Annotated in this window: 12 protein-coding genes and 8 tRNA genes; all 20 read left to right on the forward strand. The window is 51.4% G+C overall.

What is annotated here, in order from left to right:
- Positions 1-57 precede the first annotated feature (57 nt).
- The 20 genes from L2W58_RS01405 to L2W58_RS01500 all read left to right on the forward strand — a co-directional run bounded on the left by L2W58_RS01405 (position 58) and on the right by L2W58_RS01500 (position 15,661).
- Positions 58-132 (forward strand) — tRNA-Ala (locus tag L2W58_RS01405).
- 143 nt (positions 133-275) lie between these two features.
- Positions 276-353 (forward strand) — tRNA-Pro (locus L2W58_RS01410).
- A 16-nt stretch (positions 354-369) separates the two neighbouring features.
- Positions 370-445 (forward strand) — tRNA-Gly (locus L2W58_RS01415).
- Between the two features lie 8 nt (positions 446-453).
- Positions 454-530 (forward strand) — tRNA-Arg (locus L2W58_RS01420).
- A 12-nt stretch (positions 531-542) separates the two neighbouring features.
- Positions 543-619: transfer RNA gene (locus L2W58_RS01425), tRNA-His, on the forward strand.
- 10 nt (positions 620-629) lie between these two features.
- A tRNA-Lys gene (locus L2W58_RS01430) sits at positions 630-705 on the forward strand.
- 30 nt (positions 706-735) lie between these two features.
- Positions 736-811, forward strand: a tRNA-Lys gene (locus tag L2W58_RS01435).
- A gap of 20 nt (positions 812-831) precedes the next feature.
- A tRNA-Leu gene (locus L2W58_RS01440) sits at positions 832-916 on the forward strand.
- A gap of 190 nt (positions 917-1,106) precedes the next feature.
- Positions 1,107-1,418 (forward strand): Hpt domain-containing protein, encoded by a 312-nt coding sequence (locus L2W58_RS01445; RefSeq protein WP_236101207.1) that lies wholly within the window; start codon positions 1,107-1,109, stop codon positions 1,416-1,418.
- Between the two features lie 82 nt (positions 1,419-1,500).
- Positions 1,501-2,787, forward strand: a complete 1,287-nt coding sequence (tig, locus tag L2W58_RS01450) for a trigger factor (RefSeq protein ID WP_236101208.1) — start codon at positions 1,501-1,503, stop codon at positions 2,785-2,787.
- Between the two features lie 30 nt (positions 2,788-2,817).
- Positions 2,818-3,396, forward strand: coding sequence for an ATP-dependent Clp endopeptidase proteolytic subunit ClpP (clpP, locus tag L2W58_RS01455; protein ID WP_236101344.1), 579 nt, complete (start codon positions 2,818-2,820; stop codon positions 3,394-3,396).
- Positions 3,397-3,515: 119 nt separating this feature from the next.
- Entirely contained in the window at positions 3,516-4,811 is a 1,296-nt protein-coding gene (clpX, locus tag L2W58_RS01460; RefSeq protein ID WP_236101209.1) for an ATP-dependent Clp protease ATP-binding subunit ClpX, read from the forward strand.
- Positions 4,812-4,814: 3 nt separating this feature from the next.
- Entirely contained in the window at positions 4,815-7,130 is a 2,316-nt protein-coding gene (lon, locus tag L2W58_RS01465) for an endopeptidase La (protein ID WP_236101210.1), read from the forward strand.
- Positions 7,130-7,741, forward strand: a complete 612-nt coding sequence (yihA, locus tag L2W58_RS01470; RefSeq protein WP_236101211.1) for a ribosome biogenesis GTP-binding protein YihA/YsxC — start codon at positions 7,130-7,132, stop codon at positions 7,739-7,741. Before lon ends, yihA begins: the two co-directional genes overlap by 1 nt.
- A gap of 12 nt (positions 7,742-7,753) precedes the next feature.
- Positions 7,754-10,417 carry a valine--tRNA ligase gene (locus L2W58_RS01475; protein ID WP_236101212.1) on the forward strand — a complete coding sequence of 888 codons (2,664 nt, stop codon included), beginning with the start codon at positions 7,754-7,756 and terminating at the stop codon, positions 10,415-10,417.
- Entirely contained in the window at positions 10,414-11,739 is a 1,326-nt protein-coding gene (locus tag L2W58_RS01480) for a bifunctional folylpolyglutamate synthase/dihydrofolate synthase (RefSeq protein WP_236101213.1), read from the forward strand. Before L2W58_RS01475 ends, L2W58_RS01480 begins: the two co-directional genes overlap by 4 nt.
- A gap of 77 nt (positions 11,740-11,816) precedes the next feature.
- Entirely contained in the window at positions 11,817-12,470 is a 654-nt protein-coding gene (locus L2W58_RS01485) for a purine nucleoside phosphorylase YfiH/LACC1 family protein (RefSeq protein WP_236101214.1), read from the forward strand.
- A 47-nt stretch (positions 12,471-12,517) separates the two neighbouring features.
- Positions 12,518-13,489: a Gfo/Idh/MocA family oxidoreductase gene (locus L2W58_RS01490; protein WP_236101216.1), complete on the forward strand. Its 972-nt coding sequence runs from the start codon at positions 12,518-12,520 to the stop codon at positions 13,487-13,489.
- Between the two features lie 98 nt (positions 13,490-13,587).
- On the forward strand, positions 13,588-13,836 hold the full coding sequence (locus tag L2W58_RS01495) for a flagellar biosynthesis protein FliR (protein WP_236101217.1): 249 nt from the start codon (positions 13,588-13,590) through the stop codon (positions 13,834-13,836).
- Complete coding sequence (locus L2W58_RS01500) at positions 13,829-15,661, forward strand: hypothetical protein (protein WP_236101219.1); 1,833 nt, start codon at positions 13,829-13,831, stop codon at positions 15,659-15,661. Before L2W58_RS01495 ends, L2W58_RS01500 begins: the two co-directional genes overlap by 8 nt.
- Positions 15,662-15,683 lie beyond the last annotated feature (22 nt).

The raw sequence follows: 15,683 nt of genomic DNA on the forward strand, positions 1-15,683 counted from the left end.
TCTTCGCTTGACAAGATCGCCTCATATCCGTACAATTATCGCCGTCTTGTGACGAGAGGGGCTGTGGCGCAGAGGGAGCGCGATTCCTTCGCAAGGAATAGGTCGGGGGTTCGAGTCCCCCCAGCTCCACCAGATTAGGTCATCGGTCTTTTTTGTCTTTTCTGTGGATCGTCATGGGGTTGGGAAATGCTTGACGGAGTTGGTTTCCTGTTGTATCATTTCCCGGTACCGAGTTTGGGCGCTGCTAGGTCAAGTTTCACCCTTCAGCTAGAGTACGGGGCGTAGCGCAGTCTGGTTAGCGCACCTGCTTTGGGAGCAGGGGGTCGAAGGTTCGAATCCTTTCGCCCCGACCATATTTACGATGGATATGCGGAAATAGCTCAATTGGTAGAGCACTAGCCTTCCAAGCTGGGGGTTGCGGGTTCGAGTCCCGTTTTCCGCTCCATTTTTTTTGCGCCGGTAGCTCAGTTGGATAGAGCAACGGCCTTCTAAGCCGTGGGTCGCGGGTTCGAATCCTGCCCGGCGCGCCAAGAGTCTTTATGGTGAGTGTAGTTCAGTTGGTTAGAACGCTGGATTGTGGTTCCAGAGGTCGGGGGTTCGAATCCCCTCACTCACCCCATTATCTTTGTGGATCGTTAGCTCAACTGGCAGAGCACCTGACTCTTAATCAGGGGGTTACAGGTTCGATTCCTGTACGATCCACCAATTTTTCCGTCTTGGTGATGCCTTTTAATGGGACCGTTAGCTCAACTGGCAGAGCACCTGACTCTTAATCAGGGGGTTACAGGTTCGATTCCTGTACGGTCCACCATTTTTTCCGCCAACGACGATGCGAGAGTGGTGGAATTGGTAGACACGCTGGATTTAGGATCCAGTGCCTTCGTGCGTAGGGGTTCAAGTCCCCTCTCTCGCACCATTTTCCTCGTTAAAAGCTTTCCCTTCATCTATCACCCTTCCCTTGAGTATTTTTATTCTCCTTTGTATGATAAGCTGTTTTTGGGGACGTGTCGTTTGGGTGTCCTCTATTTTGTATATAAAATTCAACTAATGCAGGGGTGTTGCCCGTGTCCGAGTCCTCAAGTCAACGAGAAAAGCGCTTGCTTGACATGGCAGGGGGAGACGTAAGACTAGCCGTAGAGTTGGCCCGCATCTTTTTATCTCATTACGATGAGATGCATCGTTCCCTGGCCGATGCCGTAGGGCGTCGAGATCCGTTGGAAGTCCGGCGGATGGTCCATTCGATAGAGGGTAGCTTAGGGGCAATGGGAAGCCTCGAATCGATAGAGAGGCTGTCCGCTATAGGTCAGGCCGGCCGTGACGAGCGTCGCGATCTTTTAGAGAAACTGTTTTCCCTCTATGAGGAGTCTATCGAACGTTCTAACGACGAGATACGTCTGTTCATAGATGCACAGAAATGAATGATTTAGTAAAGGAAGTTCGTTTGTGATATACTACCGTGGTTGTTCAAGATATAGGTTGTCGTGAAAGGGGTTGCCTCTCGTGAGATCAGAGATGCTGTCGCAGGAAAAGAACGTAGTTACCATAAAAGCGGTTGTTGAAAAAGAGGACTTCAAAAAAGAGGTCTCCAAAATGTATGATAAGCTTGCCAAAAACGCGGCTATTCCAGGGTTTCGCCGAGGGAAGGCCCCCAGAAAAGTCCTAGATCTTCGCTTTGGGAAAGAAGCTATTTTGGCAGAGGCTCTGGAGGAGATGATTCCATCTCTTCTGGGAGAGATAACCACCGATTACGATTTGAACCTTATCGAGGATCCGGATGTTAAGATCGACGTTATGGAAGACGGTAAGGACGTGGAGTTGACTTTGGTGTTCGAGGTCGAGCCTGAGGTATCACTGGCCGATCTCTCCGAGATCCAGGTTGTAAAGCCTAAGATGAGCGTGACCGACGATCATGTATCGGAAGCGATCGATGATCTTCGTAAGAGACATTCCTCTCTAGAGTCGGTGGATCGTCCCAGCGCTCCGGGAGACGTCGTCGTAGCGGATTACTCGACGGTAGTGGTCGATGACGAGGGAGAGGAGATAGTCTCCCATCCTGCCGAGACCCACTCTTTCGACCTAGTAGAGGAGACCTTGAGGCCCGAGATCTATCAGGCCTTGGTTGGTGTATCTCCCGAGGACGAAAAGGACTCGCAGGTAGTTATAGACGAGGATTATAAAGACGAGAAGTTGGCGGGAAAGACCGCTAAGTATAAGTTTACCGTAAAGGAAGTCAAGGAGAGGGTTCTGCCGGAGCTGGATTCATCCTTCTTTGGTCAGGTATTTGGTGAAGAGGGCGAGGCCATGGAGGAAGGCTCTTTCAGGGAAGCTATCTCTCAGCGTCTCGGAGATCACATGGAAGGTGAGGCTCAGCAGGCTGCCGAGGGCAACATGGTCAGAAAATCGGTCGACGCCTCCGAGGTGGAGGTTCCCGTCTCCATGGTGAACAGACAGGTAGAAAACCTCAAGAAACGAATGGAAGAGCAGGGAGTCGCGGATGTCGACGATTCTAAGCTGACCTCTCAAGCCGAACGGGACGTCAAGGAGTTTCTGGTCCTGGAGGCTTATGGCAAGGAGATGGCAGTGGAGCTCACCAAGGAGGATCTCGACGAGGAGTTCCAGCGTGTAGCCGATAGTTACGGAGTCGGAGTAGAGGCGGTAAAGGGAGCTTTTCTTAAGAACAAGGATAAAATCAACGAGATAGCTCATAGCCTAAAGGTCAAGAAGACGATCTCCGCCATGATGGAAAAGGTCTCCGTCGAGGAAAAGGAGATGGGCCAGGCTCAATAGCCAGGACAGGGAGGAGTTACCTCGATGTCGATGTATGTCCCTTACGTCATAGAGCAAACGGGCCGAGGAGAGAGATCCTACGATATCTATTCCAGGCTCTTGAAGGACCGAATCGTCTTTATAGGAGACGAGATCAACGATGGTCTGGCGAACTCGGTGATAGCCCAGATGTTGTTTTTGGAGAGCGAAAACCCCGATAAGGACATCTATTTTTACATCAACTCTCCCGGTGGTTCTACCACCGCGGGGTTGGCGATATATGATACTATGCAGTACGTCAAGTGCGATATCTCGACCATAGTCGTAGGTATAGCCGCCAGTATGGCGGCGGTACTCTTGACCGCCGGTACGGCGGGGAAAAGGGTATCCCTTCCTCGAAGCAGGGTGATGATCCATCAGCCTTGGGGGGGCGCCAGGGGCAAGGCGTCCGACATGGCTATTCAGATCAAGGAGATTTTGCATACTAAAGAGACGTTGAATCGGATTCTCGCCGATCACAGTGGACAGGATTTCGATAAGATATGCGAAGATACGGAAAAGGACTTCTATATGTCAGCTGACGAGGCCATGGCCTATGGGCTTGTGGACAAGGTCATCGATAGACGATAGAATTCGTAACCGCCGAGACGCAGATAAGGGAGCCCGCAAATCGGGTATCCCTTATTTGTGCATTATGGGCGTTAAAGCGTCGTCCAGGTTCCTATCCGATCGCAAGGAGGACGAAAAAAATGAGAAATTTTGATGAAAAAGGCCGGACCGGAGATAAAGGGATTCGTTGTTCCTTTTGTGGAAAAACCCAGGAAGAGGTGGTCAAGCTTATCGCCGGCCCTGGTGTCTACATATGCAACGAGTGCATTAACCTCTGTTCTCTGATACTTCAGGAAGATCAGGCCTCTCAAGAGTCGGGAAAGACCCTCTCGGTAAGGGAGCCTTTTATGGACTTCAATAACATCCCTAAACCAAGGGAAATCAAATCCTACCTGGATCGCTACATTATCGGGCAGGAAAAGGCCAAGAGGGCTGTCTCCGTATCGGTCTATAACCACTACAGGAGGATTCAGAACAACGTCGCTAACGAAAGCGATGTGGATATCCAGAAAAGCAACCTGCTGTTGGCCGGTCCTACCGGGTCAGGAAAGACCCTGATCGCCCAGACACTGGCCAAAAAACTGAACGTTCCCTTTGCTATGGCGGATGCCACCGTTCTTACAGAGGCCGGATATGTCGGAGAGGACGTCGAGAACATCCTCGTCAGGCTTCTCCAGGCCGCCGATTACGACGTTTCCGCCGCGGAGAGAGGGATCATCTACATAGACGAGATAGACAAGATAACCCGTAAATCCGAGTCCACGTCGATAACCAGAGATGTCTCGGGGGAGGGGGTTCAGCAGGCGTTGCTCAAGATACTCGAGGGAACTTTGGCCAATGTGCCCCCCAAGGGTGGCAGAAAGCATCCCTATCAGGAGTTCATACCGATAGATACCACCAACATCCTCTTTATATGCGCTGGGGCCTTCGACGGTCTTGAGGATATAGTAGCCAGAAGGATGAACAGAAAGATGATAGGTTTCGGAGGCGAAGTCCACAGCAAGGTGTCGGCCAAGAGGTTTGAGCTTCTCTCTCATGCCGAACCGGATGACCTGATGGCCTTCGGTTTTATACCGGAGATCATAGGCCGTATACCTGTTTTGGTCCCAATGGAGACCCTGGACGTGGATGCCTTGGTCAAGATACTTACCGAGCCCCGTAACGCTCTGGTCAGGCAGTATGAAAAGCTTCTTGAGCTTGAGAACATCGACCTGGAGTTCACCGAAGGAGCCCTAAAAGCCGTAGCCGAAAAAGCCATGATCAAGAATACCGGGGCCAGAGGACTAAGAACGATAATGGAGAGCAGGATGTTGGATCTTATGTACGATATCCCTTCCAGAGAGGACGACGTCGTCAAGATAATTCTGGATGAAGGGTTTATCGACGGATCGGAGCCGCCCAGATATGTTCTCGGAAGCGATGAGGAGGTAGCCTAGCCTATGGCCTATGTTCTTCCCGTTCGGGACATGGTGATGTTTCCGGGGGCCATCGCTCCTCTTTTCGTAGGACGTCCCAGATCCCTCAAGGCCATAGAGCTTTCCATACTCGAGGATCGCAAGATCTTCGTAGCGACCCAGATGGACCTATCGGTAGAGGACCCCGGAGAGGGAGATCTTTACTCCATGGGGACCCTCTGCAACATACTTCAGATGGTCAGGGTTCCGGACGGATCGACCAAGGTGTTGCTCGAGGGGCTCGGACGCATGAGGGCCAGGGCGTTCGTCAAGGAAAGGGACGTTCTGTCGGCCGATATCGTCTCCGTGGAGACAGGGCGCTGGAGGAAAGACGAAAAGATAGAGGCGCTAAAGAGAAGCGTAATGTTGGCGTTCGAGGAATACGTGACCCTTCACCCAAAACTTCCGTCGGAGATCCTCATCTCGGTCAATTCGGTGAAAGACCTGGATAAGATGTCCGATCTGGTCGCGTCCCATCTGACCATAGATGTCGACAAAAAACAAAATCTACTGGAATGCAACCGCATGGATACCAGGTTGGAGCTTCTTCTCAAGACGTTACTGGAGGAAAACGAACTTCTGAAATTGGAACACGATATCCACGACAGAGTTCAACAGGAGCTGGAACAGGGGCAGAAACAGTATTATCTGAGGGAGCAGCTGAAGATCATTCGTTCCGAGTTGGGACAGGACGATTCGGAATCCGAACTGGACGGGTACGAAAAGAAGATCGTCGATGCAGAGCTTCCTGATGAAGTGGAGGAACGGGCCAGAGAGGAACTTCGAAGATTGGGCAAGATGCCGCCTTTGTCGGCGGAGGCCACGGTCGTGAGGAGCTATATAGACTGGATCTTGGGGATGCCTTGGCACAAGGAAACGGAGGACAATCTCGACCTCTCCTCGGTGCGTTCCGTCCTGGAATCCAATCATTACGGTCTCGAGAGGATAAAGAAACGCCTCCTTGAGTTCATAGCGGTCAGAAAACTGGCGGGGGACCAGGCCAGAGGAGGAATCCTCTGTCTTGTCGGACCTCCCGGGGTCGGAAAAACCTCGTTAGGCCGTTCCGTCGCCGATGCTATGGGAAGAAAGTTTGTCAGCATGTCTCTGGGCGGAGTAAGAGACGAGGCGGAGATACGAGGCCATAGGAAGACCTATATCGGATCCATGCCTGGCAGGATAATGCAGAAGATAAAGCAGGTGGGGACAAAGAACCCGGTTTTGTTGATGGACGAGGTCGATAAGCTGGGCAACGATTTCAGAGGGGATCCGGCGTCGGCCCTTTTGGAGGTGCTCGATCCGTCGCAAAACGATCGTTTTGTGGACCATTATCTGGAGGTACCTTTCGATCTCAGCAAGGTCCTGTTCATTACCACCGCCAACGTCACCCATACGATACCGAGCGCCTTGTTGGACCGTATGGAGGTTATAGAGCTTTCCGGTTACGTAATGGAGGAAAAACTGAGGATAGCGAAGAAGCACCTGTTGCCCAAGCTTCTCAGGGAGAACGGCCTGACCAGGAAAGACCTTACCATCTCCGACGGAGTCTATCGAAAGATAGTGGGAGAGTACACGAGAGAGGCGGGCGTGAGAAACCTGGAGAGGAACATGGCCTCCCTCTGTAGGAAAGCGGCGATGAAGATCGTCGAATCGGAGAGTTCCGACGAGGAAGTCGGCCCTGTTAGGGTGACCGCTAAAAACCTGAAAGACTATCTTGGTGCTCCCAAACGGTACGATCTCAGGCTTCCCAAAACTCCCCGCAGAGGAGTGGCTTTGGGCTTGGCCTGGACTCAGGCCGGTGGAGAGGTCCTGGTGATTGAGGCTATCTCTACTGAGGGGAAGGGGCAGGTCACCTTGACCGGCAACCTCGGTTCCATTATGCAGGAATCGGCACAGACCGCCATGGGGTATCTGAAAGGTCACGGTGGGCAGTTCGGTCTTAAAGACGTCGACTGGAGCGGCCTCGACGTCCATCTACACGTTCCTGAAGGCGCTATCCCGAAGGACGGACCCTCGGCCGGTATAACCATGGCCGTAGCCATATTGTCGGTCTTGGCCGGTAGAAGATACCTCCCGGACGTGGCTATGACTGGCGAGATCTCCCTCCTGGGACAGGTCCTCCCGATCGGGGGCATCAGGGAAAAGATTTTGGCAGCCAAGAGAAACGGTATCAAGAGGATTGTCGTTCCCGAGGGCAATCGCCCCGACGTGGAAGAACTGGAAGAGTGGGTTAAGGACGGTCTTCGTTTCGTATTCGTCTCTTCCGCTAAAGACGTCTTTAAGCACGCCTTGGAGTCCGATTGATGTCCAGATGGAGAGCGGAGCTTGTCCGTACAGCTTTCGAGGCCCGTCAGTTTCCAGAACCTAAGTTGCCGGAGGTCGCCTTGGCAGGCAGGTCGAACGTGGGAAAATCCAGTCTGCTGAACGCTCTTATCGACCAGAAAATAGCCCATATCAGTTCGAAGCCGGGAAAAACGAGAAGCATAAATTTTTTCGAGGTCTCTTCTGGAGGAGCTCCTTTCACCTTGGTAGACCTTCCTGGTTACGGATTTGCTTCGAGGAGCAAAAAAGAACAGGACCAGTGGCGTAAGCTTATAGAGAGGTACGTATCTTCCAGGCAAAATCTGTCCTTGGTCATACACTTGGTCGATTTTCGTCACGGACTTCTGAAGAACGATGTAGAGCTTCAGGACTGGATCTCCGCTCTCGGCGTGCCAATGCTCACGGTCTTTACCAAGGTGGACAAAATTGCCAGGGGCAAAAGAAAGGGCGAGCTTCACAAGTACATCAAGTCCGGTCTGAAATCCGTCGACGTCCCTATCCTCACCTCTACGGAGGGGAAGTTGGGAATAGACGAGTTACGAACCTTTATATCGGCCTATCTGGAAGAGTGGAACCGTTATGTGGATAGTTAAGGGGGAAAAAAGATGACAGAGAGGAACAGGGAACTTCCTAAAAACTACGATCCTAAACCGATCGAAGACAGGTTTTATCGGTGGTGGCTGGACAAAGGACTCTTCGAGGCGGACGTAGACAAGGAGAAAGAGGCTTTCAGCATAGTCATCCCCCCCCCTAACGTGACCGGCTCTCTTCACATGGGGCATGCCTTCAACAACACCTTTCAGGACATTATATGCAGATACAAGAGGATGAGAGGCTATAACGTTCTGTGGCTTCCCGGAACGGATCACGCCGGGATAGCCACCCAAAACGTCGTGGAGAGGGAGCTTGCCAAAGAGGGTATCTCCAGACACGACATGTCCAGAGAGGATTTCATCGACAGGGTATGGGCGTGGAAAGAGGAGTACGGCAACAGGATAATAAATCAGCAGAAAAAGCTAGGGAACTCCTGCGATTGGCGTCGTCTGAGGTTCACCATGGACGAGGGGCTCTCCAAGGCGGTACGTGCCGTCTTCGTGAGGCTTTACGAAAAGGGACTCATATACAGAGGGAAATACATCATAAACTGGTGCCCCAGGTGTCAGACCGCACTTTCCGATCTGGAGGTAGAGCACTCGGAGGAGCCGGGTAAGCTTTACTACGTCGCCTATCCGATCGTCGGGGAGGATGGACATATCCTCGTAGCCACCACCAGACCTGAGACCATCCTTGGAGACGTTGCAGTAGCCGTCCATCCCAGAGACGAGAATAATCGCTCTCTGATAGGCAAAAAAGTGGTGGCTCCTTTAACCGGAGGCAGGGAGATACCCATAATAGAGGACAACATGGTGGATCCCGAGTTCGGAACGGGATTCGTCAAGATAACCCCCGCTCACGACCCGAACGACTTCCTGGTGGGACAGAGACACGGTCTCGAACAGCTCCAGGTGATCGATGCGCAGGGCGTGATGAACGAGAACGCTGACCCCTATGCAGGCATGTCCGTCGAGGAAGGACGGAAAAAGGCCGTATCGGACCTCGAAGAACAGGGTTACCTCAAGAAGGTCGAGGATCTTCCTCATCAGGTCGGCCATTGTTACAGATGTAACACCGTCGTGGAACCCTATCTGTCCGAACAGTGGTTCGTCAAGGCGAAGCCGTTGGCCGATAGAGGAGTCCAATCGGTCGAAAACGGCGAGATCCGATGGTTGCCTGAACACTGGACTAAAACCTACTACCAGTGGATGGAGAACATCAGGGACTGGTGTATCTCACGTCAGCTTTGGTGGGGACATCGGATCCCTGCCTGGACCTGCCAGGACTGCGGACATATAGTGGTCGCCGAGGAAGACCCGACAGGATGTCCTAAGTGTGGATCGTCCGCCTTGATTCAGGACGAGGACGTGCTTGATACATGGTTCAGCAGCGCCCTGTGGCCTTTCTCGACCTTGGGCTGGCCCGATAACACCGAGGAGTTGGAGCATTTCTACCCAACTTCCCTGATGGTAACAGGATTCGACATAATATTTTTCTGGGTCTCTAGGATGATAATGATGGGACTGGAGTTCATGGACGAGATCCCCTTCAACGACGTCTACATCCATGCCTTGGTGAGAGACGAACAGGGACAGAAGATGAGCAAGTCCAAGGGTAACGTGATCGATCCTCTTATCATGATCGACCAGTTCGGTGCCGACGCCCTTCGTTTTACCGTAGCTGCCCTTACGATGCCCGGAAGGGACATACTCTTGAGTCCAAGCAAGATAGAGAACTACAGGCATTTCCTTAATAAAATATGGAATGCCAGTCGTTTTGCTCTGATGAATCTGGGCGATTCGGAGCCCTCCCGACCCGATGAGAAGGATCTTAGGCTTCACGATAAGTGGATAATGGATCGGCTGTCCAAGGTGAACTCACAGGTCACCGATTATTTGGACGAATATCTCATAGGCGATGCCGCCAGGTTGCTCTACGATTTCATCTGGGGAGACCTTTGCGATTGGTATGTGGAGATGAGCAAACCCGCTCTCTGGGGAGACGAGGGCGAGGACAGAAAGGAAGCCTCCCTCTGGGTCCTTCTCGACGTCTTCAAAGAGACCCTCTCGTTGCTTCACCCCTTTATTCCTTTTCTGACGGAGGAGCTGTGGCAGGCTTTCGGTTTTGGACAGGAGCCGATGGAAAAGGAGACGTGGAAGGTCAGATCCTCCGACGAGAACTCCGATGTCCTGGAGAAATCCATGGAGACCCTCCAGGATATGATAAGGGCTATAAGGAACCTTAGAGCCGAGGCCGGTTTGCCTCCTCAGAAATCTGTAGATTCCGTGATGGTGAGGACCGATTCGACGGACACTGTCGAACTGGTAAAGGAGAACGAGGATATGATATCCCTTCTCGCCAGGGTGGAGACGATATCGGTGGTCTCGACCGGATCCGACGCTCCCGGCAAGTCTCTCAGCTCCGTGCTCGGTTCGGGGATAGTCTATCTGCCGGTAGGAGATCTTCTGGATATCGACTCTGAAATACGGAGATTGGAGCAGGAAAAGGAACAGGTGGAGAGCAACCTTTCCAAGAGCGAAAAGAAACTGGCCAACCCTAATTTCGTAGAAAGGGCCCCCCAAGACGTCGTGGAAAAAGAGCGCTGTAGGATCGAGGAGTTCCAACGAAGAATCCATAGGATAGCGGAAAATATCGCCAGCCTTTCCGAAAAATGAGCGAAAAAATAGAGATAGAGAGATACGACGAGATCGAGAGGCTTATGATGGACCTGTCCAGCCCTGGGATACATCCCGGGCTAGGCAGGGTCATCCGTCTTTTAAACATCATGGGAAATCCTGAAAGGTCCTTTCCCGCCGTCCACGTGGTCGGCACCAACGGTAAGGGATCCACTTCCGCCATGATAGAGGCGGCCTTACGAAGCTCGGGATATTCTACAGCTCTCTACACCAGTCCCCATCTTCTGCATTTCGGCGAGAGATTAACCCTAAATGGCGAATGCGTGTCTCCGGAAGACTGGAGGAGATCGATCCTTCGGATATTCGAATGTGTCGATGAAGACCCCTCGCTAAAAGAGGACAGGCCTACCTACTTTGAGATCATGACGGTATGCGCCTTGGCTTTGATCTCCGATAGATCTCCCGACATAGCGGTGATAGAGGCTGGCATGGGAGGCCGTCTGGATGCCACCAACGTGTTAGGCGACGTCAGGTTGTCGGTGGTCACGCCTATCGCATTGGATCACAGCGATTTTCTCGGAGATACTGTGGAGGCGGTGGCGGAGGAAAAATTCGCAGTCGTAAGAGATGGAGGACGAGCCGTCTTCGCCGGAGACGGAGGAGGAAAGCTCTCTCGACGTTTCAGGGAGATATGCGACAGTCGAGGCTGCATCGACGTTGTGGCGGATGAGACGATAGATATAGATCTGGACAATTTATCCCTGTCCCTTTCAGGTACGACGGTATCTCTTAAAAGAGAGGGCGAGACCGTCGATCTCGGCCTCTCTTTATTGGGTAGATACCAGGTAGACAACGCACGTCTGGCCTATCTGGCCTGCGATATCCTCAGGGAAGATTTTCCTCGCATAAATAAGACGGATCTCCTGAGAGGTTTCTCCATCACCAAATGGCCCGGGCGCTTGGAGGTATTGAGAAAAGAGCCTCCTCTGCTTCTGGACGGGGCTCATAACCCCCACGGGATGTCGGCTTTAGTAGCCTCTTTGGGCGATCTGGTCGGATCTCGAAGCCTCGGAGTCGTCTATACGTCCATGTCCGACAAAGACTACACCGCCGTGTTGGGCATACTGTCCGGCAGAATGTCCTGCCGGCTGTACTGTACCGAGATCCCCGACAACGAGAGGTGTGCCGAAGCCGAAAAACTGGTCCAAGCTGCGAAGGACATGAGATGGACGGCCCCTCCGGTCGCCGTAACCGATCCATCGGAAGCCCTGGATCTTGCCTCCGAGGAGTGCGATATCGTCCTCGGCTGCGGGAGTCTCTATCTATTGTCCTGGATATACAGGAACTACGTAAAGCCATGATCCCTTCTTTTCTCATATCGACCGGAACAAATGGAGATGTGCTCGAGTTTTTGGAGGGGGACTCCGTTCGTGGCGCTATGACGTTGCGTTCTTTTGATCGTCGTCCTCAGGACGACGTGATAAAGTCTCTGTCAACCTTGGGAACCGTGATCTCCCCTAGACAGGTGCATGGCGTCGATATAGTTACCGATCGGGACGACATCGCCTCCCGCGCCTTCGGGGACGGAGTCATTCTGACGTCCGGAGGATACATAGGGACGATTCAGGTAGCGGATTGTTACCCCGTACTGCTCTCGGGAAGCTCTCCCGCACCTTGGCGCCTTCTTCTCCATTCGGGATTCAAGGGAACCGTTGACAATATAGTCCTTGCCGGATGGCGCAGACTGCTGGAGATGATGGACGTGGATGTCGGGCTGTCTCGTGCCTGGATAGGTCCGGGAATAGGTCCTTGCTGTTATAGCCGAAGAATCGACGATCCCTGGACCGATAAAGCGATGTGTTTGCTTAAAAGTGACTTTTGGAGACAAGACGGCGACTCCGTATGGTTCGACATGGCTTTCGCTATAAGAAGTCAGATCGAAGGATTGGGTATTGACCCTAAGAACATCGCCGTCCATGGGGAATGTACTTTATGCAACTCTTTCCGATATCTATCCTATCGAAGCGGGGATAAAGAGAGCCGAATGGTATTTTTTTCATCCATAGATGCCACTTTCGACGCTTATCTGTGATACTGTAGACGGAAACAATAGAACCAGGCCGATTGGAGTGAGTACTGGTGGAATTGAAGAGAATGGGCGTCGTTGGAGTAGGCCATCTTGGGCAGCACCACGCCCGAATTTACACCGAGATATTGGGAGCTCAGCTTGTCGGGGTGATGGATGAAAATTCCGAAAGGGTTTCCTCTATAGGTCAACATCTCGGGGTTCCGTATTACGACGATATAGATGAGTTTCTCGATTCGACACGTCCTGACGGTCTCAGCGTGGTGGTCCCTACGGTGAACCACTTCGAGGTCGCTAAAAAAGCTCTCCTTAGAGGAATCAACGTATTGATAGAGAAACCGGTTACCACGACCGTTGACGAGGCGGAACAACTTTTGACAATGGCGGCGGAAAAAGACCTGGTACTTCAGGTCGGACATATAGAGAGATTTAACAGTGCCATACAGTACGTGTCAAAGATATCTCACAAGCCCATGTTTCTTCAGTCCAGACGACTCGGTCCTTTCTCGTCCAGGATCAGCGACGTAGGGGTAGTTTTGGATCTTATGATTCACGATATAGACATAGTCCTCTCTCTGGTTAATTCGACCATAGTGAATATCTCCGCTACCGGTAGAAAAATTCGTTCCGACTACGAGGATATAGCCTCCGCTCAACTTTCCTTCGAAAACGGGTCGATGGCCCATATTCTCGTGAGTAGAGTCTCGGAGAGGCGGCTTCGTCAGATGGAGATAATGGAACCGGAGAGGTACCTCTCCATAAACTACGAGACTCAGGACGTATCCATACATCGTTGCGTCAATCAAAGCGGTACCGGATTAGTTGAGGTCATAGAGCACCCCATATTTCCCAAGAGCGAGCCTCTGAAGTTGGAACTGCAGCATTTTGTAAGCTGCGTCAGAGACGGCAAGCAGCCATTGGTGGGCATTTCAGATGGCAAGAGAGCTCTGGAGATAGCTGTGGAGGTATTGAAACAGATACATCGAAATAACTCACTGTCGGATCATGCGGAAGAGGCTGTATAGCCCTATTCTATGACCCCAAGTAGTGTAAAATGAAGGGAAGAGGCTTGCCTCTTCCTTTTTTTTATATCGGTTTCAATAACTGTAGGGGAGGGTTCCGAATGAGTATTTTTACGTCCATACCGGCGGTAAACCTTCAGGCGTTGTTGGCCTTGGGATGTTTCGGCCTGTGTCTGTTTTTCGCAAGGGTAGTGAGGAGAATATCAGAGGGAACGATACCGGGAGGAGCGGGGTCTATCCTTTATCTTAGAGTTTTAATAGGTTTTCTCTTTGCCGCTTCTATCGCTCTCGGACTGGCCTCTTTCGCCGGTATCGACATCCTTAAGGGAGGAATCTTCTTTCATGGTTAAAAAGATCTGTGTGTTGGTTGTTATGTTGATTTTCGTGTCGGTGGGGTCCTTGAAAGCTCAGGAGCCGATTCAACCGGTTAAGGGAGACAGAATGATCTCCGAGCGGTTTTTTACCGATTCTTACAGAAAATTGATCCAAAGGAAGTATTGGAGCTCTCTAGAGAGCATCGACGACAGTCTCAAAGCGGACCCGTATAACGTGGATTGCTATCTGTTAAGAGCCATAGTGGAGAGGGCTATGGGACTATCGGAAAGGGCTCTGGGAGATTTGAATTCCTACCTAGAGGTTCGACCTAGAGACGCTACCGCAAAGGGCTTTTTCAAGGGATTCTCTGAGAATGACGGTGACCCCTTTAGAAGAATTCCGGTTAAGTATCAGGGGTATTCGCAATCGTTGAAGACGTTTTTCAAGTTATCTCCTCAGGTTACGACCGGTACCTTGGGGTTGGCTGGTATCGGCTTTTTCGGGGATAGTCTGGCCGTATGCGATCGTCTTTCCGACAGAGTTCGGTTTTTTTCCTCTATGGAAAGCAGTGAGCTGTCTTTTAACTCCCCCGTCGCTTTGGTACCTCTGAGTTTGAATCGTTTCGTTATGGCGTCGGAAAAGGGAACAGTCGTTGAGTACGAGAAGGACGAAGGTCTTTTTAACGTAGTCAGAAGCGGAGATCTTGAAGAATCCCTAGAAAGCGTCGCGTTTTTGTCGGATACCAAAATGGTAGCCGCTCTTCCAGACGCCAGAAAAGTGGTGCTCTACGACTATCCATCCCTGAACCGAATATCCGAATGGTCTCCTCCCAAAGGAGGCCTTTTCGAGCCTCGAGGCTTGGCCGTAAGGGGGTCTTCGATAGCGGTATCCGACAGGAGCGGCGACAAGATCTTTATCTTCTCATGGAATGATCAAAGCTACGTTGAACTGGCTAAAGAGGCTCCCCGTTCTCTTATATGGGGGGTAGGAGGCGATCTGCTCTCCCTTTCCGACGATGGGACTATGACGGTCTTCTCTCCCGAAGAGGACGGGAGCTGGCATATCTCCGACGAAATAGAGATAGAAGAAGGCTTTTCCATGACAAGGATGAAAGACCAAGTCTATATAGTCAGAGCCGATGGAAGGGCGATAACCGCTTTGCTTCCAGTTCCGTCAGTTAAGAATGGCGTAACGAGAGACATGATACTCTACGAGCCTCTTCTCGAGGGGATAAACGAGGACCAAGGTACGGCGATATCGGTGAGGATGTCCATAAACGGTCCTCTGATAAGTTACACAAAAGACCAGAGCGGGGTTCTGTCGACGGTATGGCAGGATACCATGAAGCCCGGCCGAATCCTCTCGATTCAAGATGAAGTAGGCTCCGAAGCCATTCTGGTCTCCGGTAAAAACCTGCGTAGAACAAGCGATTCCAGGGCATTGGTGATATCCCAAGAGGACGATTCTCTGGAAAGAGGGCTCAGGATGATCTGGGAGGAAGGCCTTCCCGTATCTCAACTTATACTCGACTCATCTATAGATCTGAGTAAAGAACAAATTTCTCGAATTTTGAGGTTTTGTCTTATGAACGGTGTTTCAATCTCAGCTTGGAGCACGAAAATACCTTCAGATAATTTGATATTGGCGGTTGAAAACACCGGAGGAACGGTTTACTATTCCAACAGTCTGTCGAAAGAAAATATTTTTCCTTTAAAAACGAACAGTTTCTTTATCAAGATTTTTTATCCGGATACTGTATATTCTTCGGGGTATCCCAGCAAAAACATGTTATCAACCATCGCAGATTTTGGTATGATCTCTTATCGAGGTTGGCTTCCGGTTTGGCCGGACCTTTTATAGGCTATAAGCGTACACTAAGGGG

Source organism: Dethiosulfovibrio faecalis, from assembly GCF_021568795.1.
Classification (GTDB): Bacteria; Synergistota; Synergistia; order Synergistales; family Dethiosulfovibrionaceae; genus Dethiosulfovibrio; species Dethiosulfovibrio faecalis.

Excerpts from the sequence above, each read along its gene's own strand:
- L2W58_RS01445 (WP_236101207.1), top strand. The coding sequence starts at position 1,107 with ATGGCAGGGGGAGACGTAAGACTAGCCGTAGAGTTGGCCCGCATCTTT.
- clpP (WP_236101344.1), top strand. The coding sequence starts at position 2,818 with ATGTATGTCCCTTACGTCATAGAGCAAACGGGCCGAGGAGAGAGATCC.
- clpX (WP_236101209.1), top strand. The coding sequence starts at position 3,516 with ATGAGAAATTTTGATGAAAAAGGCCGGACCGGAGATAAAGGGATTCGT.
- lon (WP_236101210.1), top strand. The coding sequence starts at position 4,815 with ATGGCCTATGTTCTTCCCGTTCGGGACATGGTGATGTTTCCGGGGGCC.
- yihA (WP_236101211.1), top strand. The coding sequence starts at position 7,130 with ATGTCCAGATGGAGAGCGGAGCTTGTCCGTACAGCTTTCGAGGCCCGT.
- L2W58_RS01475 (WP_236101212.1), top strand. The coding sequence starts at position 7,754 with ATGACAGAGAGGAACAGGGAACTTCCTAAAAACTACGATCCTAAACCG.
- L2W58_RS01480 (WP_236101213.1), top strand. The coding sequence starts at position 10,414 with ATGAGCGAAAAAATAGAGATAGAGAGATACGACGAGATCGAGAGGCTT.
- L2W58_RS01485 (WP_236101214.1), top strand. The coding sequence starts at position 11,817 with ATGACGTTGCGTTCTTTTGATCGTCGTCCTCAGGACGACGTGATAAAG.
- L2W58_RS01495 (WP_236101217.1), top strand. The coding sequence starts at position 13,588 with ATGAGTATTTTTACGTCCATACCGGCGGTAAACCTTCAGGCGTTGTTG.
- L2W58_RS01500 (WP_236101219.1), top strand. The coding sequence starts at position 13,829 with ATGGTTAAAAAGATCTGTGTGTTGGTTGTTATGTTGATTTTCGTGTCG.